The organism is Mesorhizobium sp. M0601 (assembly GCF_040320845.1).
In the GTDB taxonomy this organism is placed as follows: domain Bacteria; phylum Pseudomonadota; class Alphaproteobacteria; order Rhizobiales; family Rhizobiaceae; genus Mesorhizobium.
The window spans coordinates 15,802-36,812 of the sequence record NZ_JAMYQK010000043.1 but is presented as its reverse complement, the minus strand read 5'-3'; the positions used below and the strand labels follow the sequence as shown (position 1 = coordinate 36,812).

The 21,011-nt window shown below is 61.6% G+C and carries 24 protein-coding genes and 1 tRNA gene; 18 read left to right on the top strand and 7 right to left on the bottom strand.

Translation table 11 applies throughout. The annotated features are described in order from the left end of the window. Positions 1-193: 193 nt before the first annotated feature. From NKI41_RS27630 to NKI41_RS27615, 4 genes are all read left to right on the top strand, one after another. Positions 194-466 (top strand): DUF4164 domain-containing protein, encoded by a 273-nt coding sequence (locus NKI41_RS27630; protein WP_006200774.1) that lies wholly within the window; start codon positions 194-196, stop codon positions 464-466. 4 nt (positions 467-470) lie between these two features. Further along, positions 471-836 carry a cell division protein ZapA gene (locus NKI41_RS27625; protein WP_254816554.1) on the top strand — a complete coding sequence of 122 codons (366 nt, stop codon included), beginning with the start codon at positions 471-473 and terminating at the stop codon, positions 834-836. 175 nt (positions 837-1,011) lie between these two features. Further along, a complete protein-coding gene (locus NKI41_RS27620; RefSeq protein WP_023678511.1) occupies positions 1,012-1,671 on the top strand; it encodes a peroxiredoxin in 660 nt (219 codons plus the stop codon). 150 nt (positions 1,672-1,821) lie between these two features. Next, a complete protein-coding gene (locus NKI41_RS27615; RefSeq protein ID WP_352471144.1) occupies positions 1,822-2,694 on the top strand; it encodes an MBL fold metallo-hydrolase in 873 nt (290 codons plus the stop codon). A 182-nt stretch (positions 2,695-2,876) separates the two neighbouring features. Here the strand turns inward: NKI41_RS27615 and NKI41_RS27610 are convergent, their stop codons facing one another. From NKI41_RS27610 to NKI41_RS27600, 3 genes are all read right to left on the bottom strand, one after another. Further along, positions 2,877-3,389: a hypothetical protein gene (locus NKI41_RS27610; RefSeq protein ID WP_352685958.1), complete on the bottom strand. Its 513-nt coding sequence runs from the start codon at positions 3,387-3,389 to the stop codon at positions 2,877-2,879. Between the two features lie 434 nt (positions 3,390-3,823). Next, positions 3,824-4,735 (bottom strand): RNA polymerase sigma factor RpoH, encoded by a 912-nt coding sequence (gene rpoH, locus NKI41_RS27605; protein ID WP_023678514.1) that lies wholly within the window; start codon positions 4,733-4,735, stop codon positions 3,824-3,826. Between the two features lie 187 nt (positions 4,736-4,922). Then, positions 4,923-5,963, bottom strand: a complete 1,041-nt coding sequence (locus NKI41_RS27600) for an RluA family pseudouridine synthase (RefSeq protein ID WP_352613500.1) — start codon at positions 5,961-5,963, stop codon at positions 4,923-4,925. A 26-nt stretch (positions 5,964-5,989) separates the two neighbouring features. On the opposite strand from NKI41_RS27600, the gene NKI41_RS27595 reads away from it, so the two are divergent. The 3 genes from NKI41_RS27595 (at position 5,990) to NKI41_RS27585 (ending at position 6,942) form a co-directional block, all read left to right on the top strand. Further along, entirely contained in the window at positions 5,990-6,373 is a 384-nt protein-coding gene (locus NKI41_RS27595) for a fimbrial protein (protein ID WP_352540246.1), read from the top strand. After that, positions 6,370-6,777 carry a VOC family protein gene (locus NKI41_RS27590; protein WP_352685948.1) on the top strand — a complete coding sequence of 136 codons (408 nt, stop codon included), beginning with the start codon at positions 6,370-6,372 and terminating at the stop codon, positions 6,775-6,777. The genes NKI41_RS27595 and NKI41_RS27590 overlap by 4 nt, the downstream gene beginning before the upstream one ends. 90 nt (positions 6,778-6,867) lie before the next feature. After that, positions 6,868-6,942 (top strand) — tRNA-Glu (locus tag NKI41_RS27585). Between the two features lie 512 nt (positions 6,943-7,454). On the opposite strand, the gene NKI41_RS27580 is transcribed toward NKI41_RS27585, so the two are convergent. Further along, complete coding sequence (locus tag NKI41_RS27580; protein WP_352540245.1) at positions 7,455-8,522, bottom strand: adenylate/guanylate cyclase domain-containing protein; 1,068 nt, start codon at positions 8,520-8,522, stop codon at positions 7,455-7,457. Positions 8,523-8,637: 115 nt separating this feature from the next. Here NKI41_RS27580 and NKI41_RS27575 point away from each other — a divergent pair, with 115 nt between their 5' ends. The 4 genes from NKI41_RS27575 to tolA all read left to right on the top strand — a co-directional run bounded on the left by NKI41_RS27575 (position 8,638) and on the right by tolA (position 11,741). Beyond that, positions 8,638-9,078 carry an SRPBCC family protein gene (locus NKI41_RS27575; protein ID WP_008873905.1) on the top strand — a complete coding sequence of 147 codons (441 nt, stop codon included), beginning with the start codon at positions 8,638-8,640 and terminating at the stop codon, positions 9,076-9,078. Between the two features lie 418 nt (positions 9,079-9,496). Then, positions 9,497-10,078 carry a VOC family protein gene (locus NKI41_RS27570; protein WP_352540244.1) on the top strand — a complete coding sequence of 194 codons (582 nt, stop codon included), beginning with the start codon at positions 9,497-9,499 and terminating at the stop codon, positions 10,076-10,078. A 27-nt stretch (positions 10,079-10,105) separates the two neighbouring features. Then, positions 10,106-10,972: a glutathione S-transferase family protein gene (locus NKI41_RS27565; protein ID WP_352685945.1), complete on the top strand. Its 867-nt coding sequence runs from the start codon at positions 10,106-10,108 to the stop codon at positions 10,970-10,972. 382 nt (positions 10,973-11,354) lie between these two features. Next, a complete protein-coding gene (gene tolA, locus NKI41_RS27560) occupies positions 11,355-11,741 on the top strand; it encodes a cell envelope integrity protein TolA (RefSeq protein ID WP_352685943.1) in 387 nt (128 codons plus the stop codon). 137 nt (positions 11,742-11,878) lie between these two features. On the opposite strand, the gene NKI41_RS27555 is transcribed toward tolA, so the two are convergent. Beyond that, entirely contained in the window at positions 11,879-12,094 is a 216-nt protein-coding gene (locus tag NKI41_RS27555) for a hypothetical protein (protein WP_352685941.1), read from the bottom strand. A 334-nt stretch (positions 12,095-12,428) separates the two neighbouring features. Between NKI41_RS27555 and NKI41_RS27550 the strand changes: the two genes are divergently transcribed. After that, the gene (locus tag NKI41_RS27550) at positions 12,429-13,400 is read left to right on the top strand and encodes a DUF2865 domain-containing protein (protein WP_352685939.1); all 972 of its coding nucleotides are present in this window, start codon (positions 12,429-12,431) and stop codon (positions 13,398-13,400) included. Between the two features lie 83 nt (positions 13,401-13,483). Here the strand turns inward: NKI41_RS27550 and NKI41_RS27545 are convergent, their stop codons facing one another. After that, the gene (locus NKI41_RS27545) at positions 13,484-13,837 is read right to left on the bottom strand and encodes a hypothetical protein (RefSeq protein ID WP_352685937.1); all 354 of its coding nucleotides are present in this window, start codon (positions 13,835-13,837) and stop codon (positions 13,484-13,486) included. Between the two features lie 654 nt (positions 13,838-14,491). Between NKI41_RS27545 and pstS the strand changes: the two genes are divergently transcribed. Genes pstS through phoB form a run of 6 tightly spaced genes read left to right on the top strand, consistent with a single transcriptional unit; the run spans position 14,492 to position 19,703 of the window. Continuing rightward, positions 14,492-15,553, top strand: a complete 1,062-nt coding sequence (gene pstS, locus NKI41_RS27540; RefSeq protein ID WP_352685935.1) for a phosphate ABC transporter substrate-binding protein PstS — start codon at positions 14,492-14,494, stop codon at positions 15,551-15,553. A gap of 59 nt (positions 15,554-15,612) precedes the next feature. Then, entirely contained in the window at positions 15,613-16,602 is a 990-nt protein-coding gene (gene pstC / locus NKI41_RS27535; protein ID WP_352685933.1) for a phosphate ABC transporter permease subunit PstC, read from the top strand. A 3-nt stretch (positions 16,603-16,605) separates the two neighbouring features. Beyond that, positions 16,606-17,457, top strand: coding sequence for a phosphate ABC transporter permease PstA (gene pstA, locus NKI41_RS27530; RefSeq protein ID WP_352613520.1), 852 nt, complete (start codon positions 16,606-16,608; stop codon positions 17,455-17,457). After that, the gene (pstB, locus tag NKI41_RS27525) at positions 17,454-18,257 is read left to right on the top strand and encodes a phosphate ABC transporter ATP-binding protein PstB (protein WP_352451144.1); all 804 of its coding nucleotides are present in this window, start codon (positions 17,454-17,456) and stop codon (positions 18,255-18,257) included. Before pstA ends, pstB begins: the two co-directional genes overlap by 4 nt. 32 nt (positions 18,258-18,289) lie before the next feature. Continuing rightward, positions 18,290-18,997 (top strand): phosphate signaling complex protein PhoU, encoded by a 708-nt coding sequence (gene phoU / locus NKI41_RS27520; protein ID WP_023678534.1) that lies wholly within the window; start codon positions 18,290-18,292, stop codon positions 18,995-18,997. 16 nt (positions 18,998-19,013) lie between these two features. Then, the gene (phoB, locus tag NKI41_RS27515) at positions 19,014-19,703 is read left to right on the top strand and encodes a phosphate regulon transcriptional regulator PhoB (RefSeq protein WP_031212149.1); all 690 of its coding nucleotides are present in this window, start codon (positions 19,014-19,016) and stop codon (positions 19,701-19,703) included. 9 nt (positions 19,704-19,712) lie between these two features. Here phoB and NKI41_RS27510 read toward each other — a convergent pair whose 3' ends face one another. Next, positions 19,713-20,957 (bottom strand): ROK family protein, encoded by a 1,245-nt coding sequence (locus tag NKI41_RS27510; RefSeq protein ID WP_352685931.1) that lies wholly within the window; start codon positions 20,955-20,957, stop codon positions 19,713-19,715. Positions 20,958-21,011 lie beyond the last annotated feature (54 nt).

Genomic DNA, 21,011 nt, shown 5'->3' with positions numbered 1-21,011 from the left:
CGCGGCCTTTTAGTCAACAAATCGGTGTGCTTTTGCCGGTCTTGTGATGGCCGTGCGCGACTTACATTAGCGTTAGCAGGGGACAGTCGCGACAGCTTTATTGACGTGCGGTTCACACGACGCGTAATGTTTCAGGGATAACGCGTTCTGAACGTGGATGATTCGGTGATGGGCAGGGCGCAGGACGAAAGCCATGACCGGGGAAACGACCCTCAAGGAAGTCATTGCCAGGCTGGGTAAGGCCATCGAAGGGCTGGAAAACGCCGTCGCGGCCAAGCTTGAGCATGAGCGGGACTATTCGGAAGCCGAGGCCGAAGTGCAGCGGATGAACGCCGACCGCTCGCGGCTGGCGCAGGAGCTCGACAATTCCGAGGCCCGCGCCGAACGGCTGGAAGATGCCAACAAGGAAGTGTCGCGAAGGCTGGTGACAGCCATGGAAACCATCCGCGCGGTACTGGACAGGTAGGCCAATGGCACAAGTCACGGTTTCCATCGACGGCAAGCAGTATCGGATGGCCTGCGACGAGGGCCAGGAAGAGCATCTGATCGATCTTGCCGAGCGCTTCGACCGCTATGTCTCGCATCTGAAGGATTCTTTTGGCGAGATCGGCGACCAGCGGCTGACCGTGATGGCCGGCATCATGGTCATGGACGAGCTTTCGGAACTGCAAAAGCGGGTCAAGGGCATGGAAAGCGAAGTGCTGACGCTGCGCAAGACGCGCGATGACGCACTGACCAAGGCCGACAAGAACGATTCCGTGCTGACCGGGGCGCTCGGCGCACTGGCCCAGCGCATGGAAGACCTGGCGACGACGCTGGCAGTGAACAAGGCCTGAACCAGCGCAGCGAAAATTCCTGCTGCATTTGCCGAGAAGCAATGAAAATATTTCGCCGCCGGCCTTGATGCCGGCGCAACAGGCGTTTGAAGGATGACGCCGGAGTGATAGAAAGGCAAAAGCAGCGCCGGCCAACGCCGGCTGCGATCTGCACGCACAGGGTAAGGGACACGTCATGAGCCTTCGCATCAACGATATCGCACCGGACTTCACCGCTGAGACCACGCAAGGACCGATCAGCTTCCATGAATGGATCGGCGATGGCTGGGCGGTATTGTTCAGCCATCCGAAGAACTTTACGCCGGTTTGCACGACCGAACTCGGCACAATGGCCGGGCTCGAAGGCGAGTTCAGGAAGCGCAACGTCAAGATCATCGGCATCTCGGTCGATCCCGTCCAAAGCCATGAAAAGTGGCAGAACGACATCAAGACCGCGACCGGTCATTCGGTGAACTACCCGCTGATCGGCGACAAGGATCTCAAGGTCGCCAAGCTCTACGAGATGCTGCCGGCGGGTGCCGGCGAGAGCTCGGAAGGCCGCACGCCCGCCGACAATGCCACGGTGCGTTCGGTTTACGTCATCGGGCCCGACAAGAAGATCAAGCTGGTTCTCACCTACCCGATGACGACGGGCCGCAACTTCGACGAAATCCTGCGCGCCATCGATTCCATGCAGCTGACCGCCAAGCACCAGGTGGCGACGCCGGCGAACTGGAAGCAGGGCGAGGACGTCATCATCACCGCTGCCGTCTCGAATGAGGATGCCATCAAGCGCTTCGGCGCCTATGAGACGATCCTGCCATATCTCAGGAAAACCAAGCAGCCTTCCGCCTGAGCAGGCAGAGGCGGCACAGAGAGTTTTCGGTTTTCCTGGCCGTGTGAGCATGGGGTGCTTGACGATGCCTGGTTGACGGACAACCATGCCTTTAATTTGCCGTGGCAGAGAAAATCCTTCCTGCCGTGGTGAGGGGCGAAGGAGGCTGGATTGGACGCATTATCGGCCAGGTCGCAGGTCACCGGCTTCTATGACAAGCCGAGCGGGTCCGTCCAGTATGTGGTCGCCGACATGGCGACCCGCAAATGCGCCATCATCGATCCGGTGCTCGACTTCGACGAAAGGTCCGGTGCAACGGCAACGAAAAACGCCGACGCCCTGCTCGACTTCGTCAGGGAAAGCGGGCTGGAGGTCGAGTGGATCCTCGACACGCATCCGCATGCGGATCATTTCTCCGCCGCCCATTATCTGAGGGGGAGAACCGGAGCGCCGACGGCAATCGGCGAGAAGGTCATCGACGTCCAGAAATTGTGGAAGGTGATCTACAACTGGCCGGAATTCCCCGCCGACGGTTCGCAATGGGACAGGCTGTTCGCCAACGGCGCAACTTTTTCGGTCGGCGGCATTGCGGCAAGAGTGCTGTTCTCGCCGGGCCACACACTGGCCTCGATCACTTACGTCATTGGCGACGCCGCCTTCATCCACGACACGCTGTTCATGCCGGACAGCGGCACCGCAAGGACAGACTTTCCGGGCGGCAGTGCCGAGCGGCTCTGGCGTTCGATCGAGGACATCCTGGCGCTGCCGGACGAGACACGTCTGTTCGTCGGTCACGACTACCAGCCGGGCGGTCGCGAAGCGCGGTGGGAAAGCACGGTCGCGGAGCAGAAAGCCGGCAACATCCATGTTGCCGGCTGCAAGACGGAAGCCGACTTCGTCGCGCTCCGCCAAGCCCGCGACAGGACGTTGCCGATGCCGCGGCTGATCCTGCACGCGCTGCAGGTCAATATGAATGGCGGACGCCTGCCGGAACCGGAATCCAACGGGCAGCGCTATCTGAAGTTTCCGCTCGATTGCCTGTGAGAGGATGGGTCGCTGGCACTACAATGCCATTCAGACTCGGCGCCGCCCTCATCGTTCTGCGATGGTCATCCAAGCTATTGATCCTGATTCGATTTTTGCGATGTTTGAATCCGATAGGTCTATGCGGGACGACGGTGGCGGCAGCCGGATGAGGAGCAGCGCAGACGCCAGCCAGTCGAGCGTCAGGGTTTTGTTCGGCGGGCTAAATGTTCATACGTGATTTGCCAAGGATCGCTCTCGGAAGATCTTTCCTCGCCGATCCAATGGAAGCTGGTGGCAGTGATCTCGGTGAAACGCCATCGAGTTTGCAGACCGCGCGAGTCATTGCCGAGCTGGATAATGTCCTTACCCTCGGCCCGCCCGATCTGGCGCGAGTGATCCCGGTTGAGCGGGTCGTTCCATATGATATGCCAGCCATCGATCCCAGGGTCGAAGATGCGCAAGGTTGTGCCATACATCGCGGACGGAGCAGGGCGCTTGGGCCTGATCCAAACGTCCTGAATCGCGCGGCCATCGAGCACCCAGCCAAAATGGCATTCGCCATCCCATTTCTGGATTGTGCCGTCGTCGAGGTAGTGGACCGAGTCCATCTCCCAGCTTCCAATTAGCCATCCATACAGGGCCATGTCTTTCGCTCGATCGGCTGGCGGACCGTCGGATCCGAGGGCGGCCAGAAACGGAGAAATCGTCATCATCACACTGCCTTTCGTTTCCAATAGACGAACTCAACTGCCCGACGGACCGTTGTCGCGCCCGCCTGCCGCAAGCGCCGGGTTGTGGAATGCCGCGGTCGGCGCCGCAACATTGCCGCCACAGCTTGCAGCCTTGCGGTTTTCAGGGCTTGGGGAAAATTGCGACAATGCCGCTATCAATGAGATCGTCTGGGGACGCCTGGCAAGGCTACTGAGCAGTTAGGGCGACGGATCGGACATCCGCGAAGGCGCCGCGGAACCGGCAACCCGCTAATGCATGTCGCGCAAAAGTGTGCAGCGGTTTTGCGATAACGACATGCATAAAAACAAGAATCTAAAGCGCGTCGCACAAGGCCGGCCCGAACGCGACGCGCTTTAGAAAAAAACGGCGGCGCCAGTTACCTGACGCCGCCGTTATTTGTTTCTACCGGAAGGCCTTACGCCGCCGGCTGCGCCTCGATGGTGCGCAGCGCCTGCGTCTGGCGCTTGGCTGCGGCCTTGACCGCGTCCTGCACCTTCTCGAAGGCGCGCACCTCGATCTGGCGCACGCGCTCGCGGCTGATATCGAACTCGGCCGACAGCTCTTCAAGCGTCAACGGCTCATCGGCGAGGCGGCGCGCCTCGAAGATGCGGCGTTCGCGGTCGTTGAGCACGGCAAGAGCGCCCGACAGCATGCCGCGCCGGTTTTCCAGCTCGTCCTGCTCGATCAGCATCTCTTCCTGGCTTTCGTGGTCGTCGACCAGCCAGTCCTGCCATTCGCCGGACTCGCCTTCACTGGCCCGGATGGGCGCATTGAGCGAGGCGTCGCCCGACAGGCGGCGGTTCATCGACACGACTTCCGCTTCCGAGACGTTCAGCCGGGTGGCAATCTCGGTGATCTGATCGGGCTTCAAATCGCCTTCGTCGAGCGCCTGGATCTTGCCCTTCACCTTGCGCAGGTTGAAGAACAGGCGCTTCTGGTTGGCGGTGGTGCCCATCTTGACCAGGCTCCACGAGCGCAGGATGTATTCCTGGATCGAGGCCTTGATCCACCACATCGCATAGGTGGCGAGACGGAAGCCGCGCTCCGGTTCGAATTTCTTGACGGCCTGCATCAGGCCGACATTGCCTTCCGAGATCACCTCGCCGATCGGCAGGCCATAGCCGCGATAGCCCATGGCGATCTTGGCGACGAGCCGAAGGTGGCTGGTGACGAGCTTGTGCGCAGCTGTGGTGTCCTCATGCTCGGCATAGCGCTTGGCGAGCATGTACTCTTCCTGCGGCTGAAGCATCGGAAAGCGGCGGATTTCTTCCAGGTAGCGGCTGAGACCGCCTTCGCCGGAAACGATACTGGGTAATGACTGGGCCATGATAGCGCCCCCTCTCTATTGGAGTGATGCCCCCGAAACGCGGCGGGCATGTGGCGTGAATGCCAAAGGCACATTCGCGCCAACCGACATATATAGGAACAAAACCAGAAAGACAGGCATTTGTTCAACACGAAACAGTGTGTCACGTTGAAGTGAACAACGCCGGTCAGGTTTTCAGGTGGTTGGTTCAGAGCTTGCGGAAGCCGTCGACGAGTTCCTCCATGTCCCACGGTATCGGTGCTTCGAACCTCATCGTTAGATGGGTATCAGGATGGCGAAATGCAAGGAGGCGGGCGTGCAAAGCTTGTCGCGGAAACGCCTTTACCTTGCTTCTTAGCGGCTCGGGCAACCGATTGGCCTTGGTGCGGAAAGCCTGGCCGTATTCGGGGTCGCCAATCACCGGATGGCCGATATGGGCCATGTGGACGCGTATCTGGTGAGTGCGACCGGTTTCCAGCCGGCATTCGACCAGGCTCGCCGTGGCGAATTCCTGCTGCTGCTCGCCAAAGCGCTCAACGACGATGAAATGCGTGACGGCGTGGCGGGCATCGTCGCGGCCTTGCGGCACCACGGCGCGGCGTACCCGGTCGGCGGCGCGGCCGAGCGGCGCGTCGACCGTCCCGGTCGGCCTTGCCGGTATGCCCCAGACCAACGCCAGATAGGCCCGCTCGAGATCGCCGGTCAGGCCGTGGTCGGCAAAGGCCTCCGACAACGCCTTGTGGGCGCGATCGGTCTTGGCGACGACCATGACGCCGCTGGTCTCCTTGTCGAGGCGATGGACGATGCCCGGCCGTCTCACCCCGCCGATGCCAGACAGGCTGTCGCCGCAATGATGGATCAGCGCGTTGACCAGCGTGCCGGTCCAGTTGCCGGCGCCGGGATGCACGACCAGCCCGGCCGGCTTGTTGATGACGATCAGCTCGCTGTCCTCGTAGAGGACGTCCAGCGCAATATCTTCGCCTTGCGGCGCCGCCGGTTCCGGCTCCGGCATATCAACCGACACGCTGTCACCTTGCGCCATCTTGCGCTTCGTTTCGCTGGCTGGCTTGCCGCCGATCCTGACGGCGCCCTGCTTTATCAGCATCTGTACCCGGCTGCGCGACATGTCGGGGCCGAGCCTGGCCGCCAGCCATTGGTCGAGCCGCTGGCCGGCCGCATCAGCGCCCGCCTCCAGGACGATCGGTCCGGCCCCTATTAATTGTCTGACCACTTCGTTATGAGCGCTCATCGAAAACAGTTCCGGAATCTGCTGCCATGGCCCGGCCGCTTGCCGACGAAGACGAGGAAAAGCCGCTCGACCCCGAGGTCGAAAAGGTGCGGAGGAAGCTCGTCCGCTTCGTCGCCATCAATCTCGGCCTGCTGTTCCTCGCCCTTATGGTGGTGATCGCGGCACTTGTCTACAAAGCGCGCAACGCGCCGCCTGCCGCCCCTCCGCTAAGCAGCGACATCCAGGTGCCGATCGGCGAGACGGTCAACGGCGACATCGTGCTGCCGGTCGGCGCCAGGGTGATCAGCCAATCGCTGTCCGGCAATCACCTGTCGATCGACGCAGAGCTGCCCGACGGCAGCCGCGCCATCTTCGTCTATGACATCACCGAGCGCCGCATCGTTGGCCATTTTTCGATCAGGAACAAATGACCGGTTTTGCCGAATACCGCAGCATTGCCACGGTCGCGCTTGTCGTCGCAAATTATGACGAGGCGATCTCGTGGTATGTCGACCGGCTGGGTTTTGTGCTCGCCGAAGATGTCGATCTCGGCGGCGGCAAACGCTGGGTCACGATCACGCCGCGCAACGGACAGGGTGCGCGGCTGCTTCTCGCCGAGGCATCCGGCGATGCGCAAAGGCACGCCATCGGCAACCAGACCGGCGGCCGGGTCTTTCTGTTCCTCGAAACCGACGATTTTGCCCGCGACCATGCGCTGATGCTCGAAAAGGGCGTTGAGTTCCGTGAGGCGCCCCGGCACGAGACCTATGGCACTGTGGCGGTTTTCGCAGATCTCTATGGAAATCTCTGGGACCTGATCGAGCCAAAACGCTAGGCTTGCAGCGGATACTTCACCGGCGCGATCGGCAGCCTTAAGCCTAGTTGCTTTTTGCCAGCCGTCAGCCTATATCGCCGGTTCTTGAACGCGCCCATCGTCTAGCGGTCAGGACACCGCCCTCTCACGGCGGGAACAGGGGTTCGATTCCCCTTGGGCGTACCAAGTCTCTCCAAGCTCTCGGCAAACCATCAATCCGATCCATCGCCTTGGGTCGCGGCGGGTCTGGCTCATTGCCGCTTCTGGTGAAGCGGAGCTGATTGCATTAGCATTGCATCGTGGGTCTTGAGGCACAGCGTTAGCGGCGCGCAGAACGTCGCGCTGAACAGGGCAGTCGATGCCACGCGGGGAGGAGCCAGATACAGAAACTACAATCACAAGGCGTCCATCACGCTGGTCGGCACTGCCTGGAGCCGACCTGAGCTACAGCTGCCGGCGGCGGATCGTTTTGGCGAACTCGGCGAAGGCGCCTCTCCCTCGAAGGGTGGATGCCGGGAAGGCCCTTAGCACCGGCCAGCGAAAGCTGCGCGCGACGCGCATGGCTGGGCTCTAAACGCGCCATACTCCAGTTGCAGTATCGTAGCTTCTTTGCCGTTCGAATTTCTCTCAGTCATGGCTTCGCACGATACCAAGATATGCTGCGAACGACACATCCACGGCGGGCTCAACCATTCGATCTATTCCGGCAAGCCGAAAAGTGTTTGCGCGCCTGCTATTCCTCCGAGCGGATGACTGCCCATGGCGATCATCGGCTCGGTAGTTTCTGCCTCGAACACTGTCGACGCGAGCACCGTCCGTCCCAAAGGCTTGCACAGCCCTTCGATGCGGCTGACAAGATTTACAGCCTTGCCGATCGCGGTGAAGTCCAACCTGCCGGCAGTGCCGATATTCCCCCAGAGTATCTCGCCGACATGCAGGCCAATGCCATATCCGAGCTCAGGGCCGCCATTGCGGCGCCGAGTTTGGTTGAGATGATCTATCCCGGCGCGCGTGGCCTTCACGGCGCGTACCGCCGCGTCACATGCGGCATTTGCATCGCGCTCGCCAATCGGGAAAATCGCGAGGACGCCATCACCTATAAACTTGAGAACCTCACCACCAAATGCGTGCACCGCGCCGGCGACGCAATCGAACCAGGCATCAAGTACCAATACGATCTCGTCTGCATCATGAACCTCGGATAGATCGGTGAAACCTCGAAGGTCCGCGCACAGAAGCGCAGCCCGTATCGTCTCTCCCTTTACTCGACGAGAATGACCGTTGAGCACATGTGCTGCACTGCGCTTTCCCAAATATGCCTCGAGCAATGCGCGTTTCGCGGACCGTTCTGCGAGTGCGGTCATCGGAGCCGCAGCAAACCGGGAGATTTGCCGCAGCAGCTCTGACTGCGCCTCATCCGGAGTATGATCGAACGCCCACACCAAAGTCGGTGCGACACCGCCCGCTCGCTCGTCGAACACGATCGCCCGCGTCGTGCCAAGCCACTCCCGCAGCACGAGCCGGGGATCGGCATTCTGGCGGTCGGCGCCTATCCCCAAAGCCTCGACCACTTCACCCCCAGGCGCTCGCCAGAGCCAGATGCGGCGTGAGATAATCGGGTCGGGAGCATCCTGCGCCAGCGCGCCGGCGATGATCGGCAAGCCGTCTTCAATCAAATGCGTTGAGAGCTGCAATAGAAGTCGCCCACCGTCGCCAATATGCGCGGCGTCGTCCAGAAGGAATGAAAGCGACTTTGCGAGAAGCATGGGTAGAAGGTCACTCGGCACCGGCTTATGCTTACGCCTCGAACATCTTCTTGCAACTCCCCACATTCGCTTCAATCATGCAGGTATTCGCTGCGGATGTGACCTGGAGTGAGCGATGGCGGAATCGGTTTACACAGAGATTGAGGTCGCCGCGCCACAAGCGACCGTGTTCGCGCTTTTGACGGATCCGGACCAGATCGTGCGATGGATCGGGACCGAAGCGAATTTGGATGCAACGCCGGGCGGTCTGTTCCTCGTCAATGTCGGTGGTCGCCATATGGCGCGCGGCGAGTTCACCGAGGTGATCCCGGTCCACCGTCTTGCCTACAGTTTTGGCTGGGAAGACAACGAGACCGTGCCGCCCGGCTCCAGTCATGTCGAGATCGACCTGATCGCGAGGGATGCGGGGACACTGATCCGCTTCACGCACAGCGGACTGCCGAACGCAAAGGAGCGTGACAGCCACCGAAGGGGATGGGAGCACTACCTCTCAAGGCTGAAGATCACTGCCGATGGGGGACATGTCGATCCCGACGTGCCGATGAAGAATATGTGATTTTCATCTAAGGGCCGCGGATGCCCGTAATCCGAACCAGGCGCGGCATGCGTCAACGAGGGCCCCTTTGACCTGCTGTCGCCAAACCGGCGCTCGGGAAACCCAGCGACCTGCGGGCCGCCGCACCACTACAGCTGCCGGCGACGGGTCGTTTCAGCGAGCTCGGCGAAGGCGTCCGCGATCCCGGTGCCGCTCTTGGCGCCTGCGTGGAGTTCTTGAAACTCAGCGCTTCTGGCGCAACGCCTCGGATTGAATTAGCATCCGTTCATCAAAGCTCCGGCCGCACTCCTGCAGGATGCGGAATGCGGAGCGCAGGCGAGCGAGGCCGGGCGCGGTCACATGCCGGGCGCCGATCCAAGCGCGACTGGGCATCCGAACTTCCGTTCGGCGGCAAGACGGCGTGGCCGGGAGGAGTCAGATGCAAAAGCTGCAATCGCAAGGCGTCCATCACATCACGCTGGTCGGGGCCGGGCGCCAGACTTCCATCGATTTCTGGGAGGGCGTGCTTGGCATGCCTTTCATCTTCGAGCAGCCCAATCTCGATAAGGCAAGCGAAAGCCATCTCTATTTCGATCCGGGCGACGGCCGGCTGATCACCGTCTTCACCGACGAAAGCCGCACGCCGGTCAAGCGGCGCACGCCGACCGACACCGGCTGCGTCCATCATATCGCTTTCGCGGTGTCGCGCGTCACCTTTCTGCAGGCGGTTGCCCGGCTCGACGAGCGCGCCATCAAGCACAGCGGCGTCAAGGATCGCGGCTTCATGGACTCGATCTATTTCGAGGATCCGCTCGGCCTGCTGATCGAACTCGCCTCCTACCGTTTCGAACCACCGGCGGGCTTCACCCATGCCGACGTGCTGATGCAGGCGCACAAGATCCGCGTCGCGCGCGGCGACTACAACATCGCCGAAGTGCACCTTGCCGATGCGATCCAGGCGCTTGTCGAGCGCTCGCGCACGACCTTGTCGGAGGATCGCGCACCGAAAAATCCATACTGACGACACGCCAAACAAAGGGAGGACATAATGGCAAAGACAGCAACGAAGAGTGCGAAAAAGCCCGCCGCCAAGGCAGCCAGGCCAGGAGCGAAGCCGGCGGCCAAAGCCGCCGCCAAGTCAGCGGCGAAAGTGGCAAAGCCGGCGGCCAAGGTCTCCGCCAAGAAGCTGGCGCCGAAGGCCAAGGCGAAACCGGCGAAAAAGCCCGCGCTCTCGCTCAGCATGCTGAAGCCCAGCGTCAACAATATGAGCGTTCGGGTGTTTGCACGCGCCGCCGGGCTCGATCATTCCGAGACCGACGTATGGGGTCTCACGCGCTCGCCCGAATACATGGCGCGAAACCCGGCCCATCTTACGCCGATGATCGAGGACAAGGGCCTGCCGAGAGGTGTCTTGTGGGAAAGCTGCGCCATTATGCAGTACCTCGCCAACAAGCACGGGCTGGAGAAACTATATCCCAAGGCGCCGGCCAAGCGGGCAATGATCGACAGTGCCATGTTCTACCTGATCGGGACGCTCTACCCCTATGTGGCGCGCGCCACATATCCTGTGCTGAATTTCCCGCAATATGCCGGCGAGGTCGGCCACAGCGACGCCCACCCCGACAAGAAGTCGGAAGCCCAGAAGGCCGCTATAGAGGCGATAGCCGAGCCGCTGGAGGTGTTTCACAGCTTCTTCAGGAACGGCAAGCCGTTCATCGGCGGCAAGAACCCGTCGATCGCCGACATCCGCCTGGCGGCGACGCTCGAATTCCTCGCCGTCATCGACTATGCGCTGCCCCAATGGGCAAAAGACTATATGGCGGCGATCGAGAAGAAGCTCGGCAAGGCCTATGCTGAGCCGGCCGGCGACGTGCGCGGCTATATCGCCTATGTGCGGTCGCAGGCCAACGCCTGAGGCACGTGCAGGCCGGCGATCGTCCGCACGTTCTGCGGGAGCCGGTAATGATCTGAGGTAATTCTTTCTTACTCTCCCCTGTTTGCACGATGTGGGGAGCTTAAGGTTTCGTTAACCGAAACCCTTTCTACTGGTATCCACCTCCAGCTTGCGACCACGGATGTACTGGCGCGGATGGAAAGCAAAGGTCGGCTGCTCGCCGGCCTTTGCTTATTGCAGCCCTGCCGAAGTTTGCGGCTGACGGCGCTTCACGACGCCTGAATGGCTGATGAAGCGCGTTGCCGGCATCTTGCCATCGCCGATGTGAGCCCTACCATCGAAGTAGTCCCGTCCTCGATGGCGGTTCAAGGACAGAGGCCCTGTCATGAAAAGCATTGCTGGAATGATGGTGATTGCAGGCGCCATACTGGCGGATGCAGCCGGTCAATCGAATGCAGCGACGCTCAACACCATGCCCGAGGTCGGGGCTGCCATCCAGGCGTGCTGGACCCCGCCCGCGAATGCCGGGAATTCCACCGTCACCCTGAGCTTCAGCTTCAGGCGCGATGGCACGCTGATCGGCCGGCCCAAGCCGACCGCCATCCGCGTCGCCGGCGAGGAGAAGACGCGCCAAGCTTTTGTCGACGCGGCGGTCGCGGCCGTGGACCATTGCCTGCCGTTGAGCTTTTCACCGGCGCTGGCTGAAGGCATCCCGGGCAAGGTGTTCACTCTGCAATTCAACTCGCCCAAACAAGAACAGGCTGCACCGCGCGTGAAGGCTTCGCCTTGATTTTTTCCGACAACCGGATTCCACTTTTCGGGACCAAATGCATGTCGCGCAAAAGTGTGCAGCGGTTTTGCGACAACGACATGCATTAGACAAGAACCTAAGCGCGTCGCATGAGGCCCGGTCGACCGCGATGCGCTTTAGTGTCGCCTTCGTCTCGCCTCGACATGTCGCGCCAGTTCCGGCATCTCGAAGACATAGTCGCTCCAGGCCGAATCCGGTATCTGGCCGGCGAGATAGCATTCCAGCAAAAGCCTCTGCTCGTGGTCGAGTGGCCTCGGTGCGCGTTCATGGTCCAACCCAAGTGAATGGAACAGATTCCTGGTCAGGTCCGCGACAGTGAAGTGGATCGACATTTGCGGTCTCCTCCTTTGGCCGCTCAACGCCGATCCCAGGGCTAAGGTTTCAGCAACGGCCGGCCGGTAACGCCGGATTGATCGCGATGCCGAACCCGCCGCGCACATCAAAGCTTCGCCGTGGCGGGCGTCCGCCGGCGTTGCTGCCGTTTCGTCTCAATCTTGAAATAAAAATGTAATATTGAATTTACACGAGGGGATCTAATACACTAGAGCTAAAGTCTCTGGTGGCAGTTTGATCTACTTCAATTAGGAAAAACTGATTTAGCTAGTACTTATCCATAGTCGACAAAGAAATCCTGTTCTCGGTGCAGCAAGGATAATGGTCGTTCCAATGACACGCTTCTGGCCCCTCACGATTCTGATGCTGGTGTCGGCAATAGCCGTTGCGCTCGGCACATCCTTCTCCTATGCGGATAGCTGCGGTGCCATCAGGAGCCAATTGCTTTCGGCGGGGCGCAGCGGCGGGACCAGCCCCGAGCTTGCCCAACTGCGCCGGCAACTCGCCGCGATTCAAAAGCTTGAGAGACAACGCAGATGCACGGCGAAAACCGCCGGCTTCTTCTTCAATCCCTGCGCCGACCTGGTCAGCAGCAAGGCGGAGGTGCAACGGCAGATCGCCAGACTGTCGAATTCGAGCAGGGACACGTCCGGACTGAAGGCCAGGTTTGTCGCGCTGGGCTGCGCCGCCCCCGCTGCCAAGAAACAGCCGGCGCAGCAACGCACGGCACCCAAGGCCCAGTCCGCAGGCACAACAATTGGCGGCAATCGGATGCTGTTTTGCGTTCGCTTGTCGGACGGATATTTCTTCCCCGCGCCAAAGTCGCAATTCGCCAAGAACGACGATCTGAAGGAAACGGTCGATCAGTGCCGCTACATCTGCGACGATGCCGGCGTCGACCTCTATATGCTGAGCGACGCCACTCGCGAGACCGAGGAGATGGTCGCGCTCGAGTCGGGAAAACCCTATGTGGAGCTACCTGCCGCGTTCCGGTACCGCGACGACGCGAACTTCAAGGCCTGTGACGTCAAGCGCTATTACCAGCGCGTTGCCGAACTCAGGGCACGAACCGTGACACCGGCCAACATGAGCAACGCCATCATTCCGTTGCCGACCGCAAAGCCGGATCTTGGCGTCGTCGCGGAAATTCCTGAATCCGGGATCGAAACTGCCGGTGCGGCTCTCGCAGGGGCAAAAACGTCGGTTTTCGAGGTGCCAGGGACTGCCCAGCATCAGTCGATCGAGAAAGCGATCGGCGCGCGGCCGGTGAGAGTGGTCGGGCCGGCCTTTTTCCCGGCGGACTGACCAGGGCGGGCGATGTTCCGAGACGGCTGGCCGGATAGCCGCTTCAAGGCCTGGAGCCGTGCGCATCGACCGACGTCGGCTGGTTATTCGCAGACCATGCGGGCCCGTTTGCCGGGCTCGCTGACATTCTTGCAAGTTAGCGGCTTCGTCGGCTCCGGCGACAGCATGGGCGGGTTGTTGGTGGCCCTCCTCCGAGGCGTTGCAACGGAAGCCGCGCTCCTGCGCACCGCCGGCCCTTTCGGCGTTTGCGGCGCCACTGGAAAGACGTCGGTCTCCAGTTGCGACTGTTCGGCTTGCGCCTGCGGCGAAGGCCTGTCCCAGAAACGGCGAACATCGAGCGGCTTGGGAATGATGACGGTGCCGTCATAGCTGCGCGCGCAGCCGCTTCCCAGAGGCAGCGCCAGGCACAGGAAGACAGGCAGAATCCGTCGAGACATCAGCAATACCCCTGCAAGCTTATAACGCTGCTTCGGCCTAACCGACAACCGGCGGAATAGGGCGAAGGGAGTAGATACCGTGAAGTAGAAGTCGTCGCACTTCCAGTGGAAGGCGTTGCTCGAAGATCGAGCGCCGGGTCGGGCGCGGATGGAGGTCCAGCGCGAGTTAGAACCTTGCGATTCGTCAACGCTTCCAGCGTAAGGCCATGGTGCGATCGCACCATACCAAAGCCGCGCTCAGTGGCGACAATGGGATATTCGAAGTTCCGCTCCTCCAGTTACGGGCGGGAGCAGCGACCGCCGGCAAGAAACAGGGTCAGATTTACCCCAACGGACCTGTTTCGGCGATGGCGCGGCCATGACACGTTCTGGCTGCATGCAACGCGCTCCCGTCCGGCTTTTTTCTTTTAAAGCCGGTGGCTGCGATCGCCGAGCAGACGATGCCGGCCGGAATTCACGCAAGCTGCTGATTCCAGCGGCAAACCGCGGCCCATGCCGACAAAAGCCCGCGGCCGCTCCTTCTTAACCCGGCTGGACGTCGTTACCGGAGCGACATGAAACTGTCATGCGACTGTAATAATCGGGGGCTATTGGCCTCAGCGGGCGCCGGAGGAATGGCGCCGAGAGACCATATTCCGAACAGGAGCAGGCCACATGAGACATTTCATCCGCTCGGCGGCCGTTGCGATTGCAATGGCTGCGGCGACGACCACCCTCACCCTGTCCGCCGCGCTCGCCGCGGACATCTCCGGCGCCGGCGCCACCTTCCCCTACCCGATCTATGCGAAGTGGGCCGACACCTACAAGAAAGACACCGGCGTTGGCCTTAACTACCAGTCGATCGGTTCCGGCGGCGGCATCAAGCAGATCAAGGCCAAGACCGTTACCTTCGGCGCTTCGGATGCGCCGCTCAAGGGCGACGAGCTTGAAGCGACCGGACTGGCTCAGTTCCCGATGGTGATGGGCGGCATCGTTCCCGTCGTCAATCTCGAAGGCATCAAGCCGGGCGAGTTGGTTCTCGACGGCCCGACGCTGGCCGACATCTTCCTCGGCAAGATCACGAGCTGGGATGACGAAGCGATCAAGAAGCTCAATCCCGACGTCAAGCTGCCTTCGCAGGCGATCGCGGTCGTTCACCGTTCCGATGGTTCGGGCACGACGTTCAACTTCACCTATTACCTCGGCGACGTCAGCGCGGTCTGGAAAGAAAAGGTCGGCGTCGACAAGGCCGTGGAATGGCCGGTCGGCATCGGCGCCAAGGGCAATGAGGGCGTTGCCAACAACGTCTCCCAGACCGGCGGCGCGATCGGTTATGTCGAATATGCCTACGCCAAGCAGAACAAGCTCACCCACACCGATATGATCAACAAGGACGGCAAGAAGGTCGAGCCCACCGCGGCGGGGTTCTCGGCGGCAGCGGCCAATGCCGACTGGAGCTCGCAGCCGGGCTATGGCGTCATCCTCGCCAACGAGCCGGGCGCCGAGTCCTGGCCGATGACGGCGGCAACGTGGATCCTGCTCTACAAGAAGCCGGATGATGCCGCGACCACCGGCGAAGCGCTCAAATTCTTCGCCTGGGCATACGACAAGGGCGACGAGATGGCCGGCGAGCTGGACTACGTTCCGATGCCCGACAAGGTGGTTGAGAGCGTCAAGGCCATGTGGGCCAAGGAAGTCGTCGGCGACGACGGCAAGCCGCTCTACTCGGCTATGTAATCTCCTCCAGGGAGGGCGTCGATGGCGCCCTCCCTGTTGCCTTTAATCGCGAGGACCCAATGACCATCGCTTCCGATGCCATGCAATCATCTGCAGCAGCCCGGGCCAGGGAAGCTACTGTGCGGCGCTTCGCGCTCACAGATGCCATATTCCGCGGACTCACCCGCGCTTCCGCAATTCTTGTGCTGGTCATCCTCGGCGGTGTCGCCATCTCGCTGTTTGCCGGCTCATGGCAGGCGCTGTCGTCGTTCGGTTTTTCTTTCCTGACGACTGAGAGCTGGAATCCCGTTACGGAAAAATTTGGCGCACTGGCGCCGATCTACGGCACGCTGGTGACGGCGGCCATTGCCATCCTGATCGCGGTTCCGATCGGCATCGGCATTGCAATCTTTCTCACCGAGCTCTGCCCGCGCCCGCTCAGGCGTCCTATCGGCATAGCGGTCGAGCTGTTGGCCGGCATTCCTTCGATCATCTACGGCATCTGGGGCCTGTTCGTGTTCGCGCCGTTCCTGCAGACGACGATACAGCCCTTCATCATCAACATCTTCCACGGCGTGCCGGGACTATCCAGCCTTTTCGCCGGCCCTCCTTACGGCATCGGCCTTCTGACCTCGGCGCTGATCCTCGCCATCATGGTGCTGCCCTTCATCACCTCGATCACCAAGGACGTCTTCGATACGGTGCCGGCGGTGCTGAAGGAATCGGCCTATGGCATCGGTTGCACGACCTGGGAAGTGACCCGGCGCGTGGTCATTCCCTATACCCGCATCGGTATCATGGGCGGCGTCATGCTTGGCCTCGGCCGGGCACTCGGCGAAACCATGGCGGTGACTTTCGTCATCGGCAACGCACATCGCATCAGTGCCTCCCTGTTCGCGCCGGGCACGACGATCTCGGCGACCATCGCCAATGAATTCACCGAGGCCGACGGCGACCTCTACACCTCCTCGCTGGTTTCGCTCGGCCTGATCCTCTTCGTCATCACCTTCCTGATCCTCGCCGCCGCCCGCTATATGCTGATGCGGATCGACGCCCGTACGGGAGCCTGACCGATGTCGACATCCTCATCGCTCCACAGCCGCCGCAAAGCCAGGAATTCGGTGATGATGGCGCTTTGCGTCGTCGCCGCCGGCATCGGGCTTGCCTGGCTGGCGCTCATTCTCGGCGCGTTGGTCTATAAGGGCACAGCCGGGCTTTCGCTCGCGGTCTTCACCGAGATGACGCCACCACCGGGCGAGGCCGGCGGCTTGCTCAATGCCATCACGGGCAGCCTGCTGATGACGATCATCGCCGTTGTCGTCGGCACGCCGATCGGCGTGCTGGCGGGAACCTACATGGCCGAGTATGGACGCTTTTCGCGCATCACCACCGTCGTCCGCTTCATCAACGACATCCTGTTGTCGGCGCCGTCGATCATCATAGGCTTGTTTGTCTATGAGCTGATGGTGCGGCCAATGGGACATTTCTCGGCCATTGCCGGCGCCGTTGCGCTTGCCATCCTGGTCATTCCGGTGGTCGTGCGCACCACTGAAGACATGCTCAACCTGGTGCCGAACGCGTTGCGTGAAGCCGGTGCCGCGATCGGCGCGCCGCGCTGGGTGGTGATCCGTTCGGTCGCCTACCGCGCCGCATTGTCCGGCATCGTCACCGGCATATTGCTGGCGATAGCACGCATTTCCGGCGAGACGGCGCCGCTGCTCTTCACCGCGCTCAATAACCAGTTCTGGAGCAGCAATATCAACGCGCCGATGGCCAGCCTGCCGGTGACCATCTTCCAGTTCGCTCTCAGCCCTTACGAGGAATGGCAGCAACTGGCGTGGACCGGCGCACTCATAATCACCCTGACGGTTCTGGGCTTGAGCATCCTCGCCCGCAGCCTTACCGGACGCAGAGAGGACAGATGACACAGATGTTGTCCCCAGACATGACGATGGCCGAAACGGTCGCCGAGAAGACGAAGATCGAGGTCAAGAATCTCAACTTCTACTACGGCCAGAGCAAGGCGCTGAAGGACATCAGCCTGTCGCTGCCTGAGCGCAGTGTCACGGCCTTCATCGGCCCTTCGGGCTGCGGGAAATCGACGCTGCTGCGTGTATTCAACCGCATCTATGAGCTCTACCCAAAACAGACGGCCGAGGGCCAGGTGCTGCTCGACGGCAAGAACATTCTCGACCGGTCGCAGGATCTCAACCTCCTCAGGACCAAGATCGGCATGGTGTTCCAGAAGCCGACGCCGTTCCCGATGTCGATCTACGAGAACATCGCCTTCGGCGTCAGGCTCTACGAGAACCTCGGCAAGTCCGAGATGGACGGCCGCGTCGAACAGGCGTTGAAGCGCGCCGCGCTGTGGAGCGAGGTCAAGGACAAGCTCAACGCCAGCGGCTTGAGCCTATCCGGCGGGCAGCAGCAGCGGCTCTGTATCGCCCGCACCGTGGCCGTGAAGCCGGAAGTCATTCTGCTCGACGAACCGGCTTCGGCCCTCGACCCGCTGTCGACTGCCAAGATCGAGGAACTGATCGACGAATTGCAAGCCGACTACACGATCGTCATCGTCACCCACAACATGCAGCAGGCGGCGCGCGTGTCGCGCCAGACGGCCTTCATGTATCTGGGTGAACTGGTCGAGTTCGACCGGACCGAGAAGATCTTCACGTCGCCCCGCGAGAAGCGCACGCAGGACTACATCACTGGCCGCTTCGGCTGAGCCGTTCCGATCATGCATATGAGGACAGGACCATGGGCGAACACACAGTCGCTTCTTTCGACGAGGATCTCGAGCAGATCAGCAAGCTGATCCGCGACATGGCCGACCTCGCCGGTTCGATGGTCGGCGGGGCGACCAAGGCCCTGTTGAATTCCGACAACGTGCTGGCGCAACGCGTCGTTTCCGACGACGCCATCATGGATGCGCGTCAACGCGAATTGGACGACCGCGCCATCACCCTGATCGCCAAACGCCAGCCGATGGCCCACGATCTTCGCCATGTGGTCGGAGCGATCCGCATGGCGGGCGACCTCGAACGCATCGGCGACCTTGCCAAGAATATCGCCAAGCGCGTGAGTGCGGTCGGCCTCAGCGCCACGCCGCGGGACCTGTCGCATTCCATCGACGCGATGGCGCAGCTGGTTCTCATCCAGGTGCAGGGTGTCATCGAGGAATATGCTGCAGGCGATGCGGCCGCGTTGGCCAAGCTGCGTGCCGCCGACGAGCGCATCGACGTCAAATACACGTCCGTGTTCCGCGAGCTGTTGACCTACATGATGGAAGATCCGCGCAACATCACCGCTTGCACGCACCTGCTGTTCTGCGCCAAGAATCTGGAGCGGATCGGCGACCATGTCACCAACATCGCCGAAAATGCGTATTATGTGCTGACCGGCGAGCAATTGCCGGTCAATCGTCCGAAGCAGGACGAAACGACAATGTCCGCACCGGTGACATGATGGGGGTGCCCAGCCGATGATCGCACCACGCATAATGGTGGTGGAGGACGAGGAGCCGTTGGGTGTGCTGCTCCGCTACAATCTCGAATCCGAAGGCTACCAGGTCGAGGTGGTGACACGCGGCGACGAAGCCGAGATCCGTTTGCAGGAGAATGTGCCCGACCTTTTGGTGCTCGACTGGATGATACCAGCGGTTTCCGGCATCGAGCTCTGTCGTCGGTTGCGGGTGCGCCCCGAAACCGAGCGGCTGCCGATCATCATGCTGACCGCGCGCGGCGAGGAGAGCGACCGGGTGCGCGGTCTTTCGACCGGCGCCGACGACTATCTGGTCAAGCCGTTTTCGACACCGGAATTCATGGCCAGGGTCAAGGCGCTGCTGCGGCGCGCCAAGCCGGAAGTGCTGTCCAGCGTGCTGAAGGTCGGCGACATCGTGCTCGATCGCGAATCGCACAGGGTCTATCGCAAGAAGAGCGAAATCAGGCTCGGGCCGACCGAATTCCGGCTGCTCGAGTTCATGATGCGGCATCCGGGCCGTGTCTTCTCGCGCAGCCAGTTACTCGATAATGTCTGGGGGGAGACAATCTACATCGACGAACGCACCGTCGACGTGCATGTCGGGCGGCTGCGCAAAGCCGTCAACAACGGCCGGATGCCGGATGTCATCCGCACCATCCGCGGCGCCGGCTATGCGATCAGGGAAGATTGACCCGCCTGGTCAGGCTACGTTCTTTCTGACGCTGGGCCTCATTTGCGCGCCCGGCGCGAAAATCTCCTGGTCGACGAAGCTTAACGCCCGCATCGCGCAGCCTTCGCGGATCAGAGGCAATTCGTTCGGCTCTGTATCGAAGGAGATCGAGCCTGAATGCTGGCCGCCGGCGGTCTGGGCGATTGCCTTCCGCAAGGCCGGCTCGATCAGATCGAAGGCGGCGGCACTGGCGCCGACCATCGCCACCGGTGCCGGATCGATCAGCGCGAACAGCGAGCCGAGACCGAAACCCAGCGCTTCGCCGGCCTTGCGGTAGGCCTCGCGTTCCGGCCCATCTTTCTCGCGCGCCCGGGCCGCCAGTGCGCGCATGTCGGCGTCGCTGACATCGGCGACCGGTTCGCTGTCTTCGCTCATCTGCCTGGCGTTGCGCCAGATGGCGTAGTTGCCGGCATACGCCTCGATGCAGCCGCGCCGCCCGCAACGGCAGAGCGCGCCGCCCGGACGATGGATCATGTGGCCAAATTCGCCGCCCGAGGAATGCGTCCCGGTGAACAGTTCGCCCTTCAGCACCAGCCCCATGCCGATGCCATGCGAAAGCAGGATGGCGATGAAGTCATCGCGATAGCGATCCGGATTGCGCCAGCGCAAAGCCACCGCCATCATGTTGCAGTCGTTCTCCACCGTTGCCGGGATGCCGAATTCGTCCTCCAGCATATCGGCAAAGGCGATGTCGGTCTGCGGCGTGATCGGCGACCACAGCATGGCGCGTGCAGGGGAGTCGGTAATGCCCTGAATCGCCAGGGCGATGCGGGCGACACTGCGGACGTCAAGATCTGGATCCTGCAGCCGGCGCCGGACGATGGCCATGCATTCACGGATCAGCTCGTCGCGCGGCATAGTCAGCGTGTCCAGCCGGCGCTGTTCCTCGGCGACCACCTGTCCCGTATAGTCGATAATGGCGGCCGAAAGGAAATTCAGCGACAACACCACGGTCAGCACCGCCGCCGCTTCCGGGTTGAGGGCGAGGCCGACTTGCGGACGACCGCGTTTCAACGAAACGGGCTCACTTGGCTTGCTCTCGGCGAGGATGCCTTCCCGTATCAGGTCGGAAGAAATCGCCGATATGGTCGAATGACTGAGGCCGGTGGTAGCTGCGATCTCAGTACGCGATGGCTGGCCGGCCCGGCGCACCGCCGAGATCACCATCGCCCGGTTGCGCCGGCGCAAATCGTCATGGCGGATTCCGACCGACATTGTTTTGCTTTCCTCCCGGTTGCCGCGGCCGCTCATGAACCGGAAGCCGTCGGT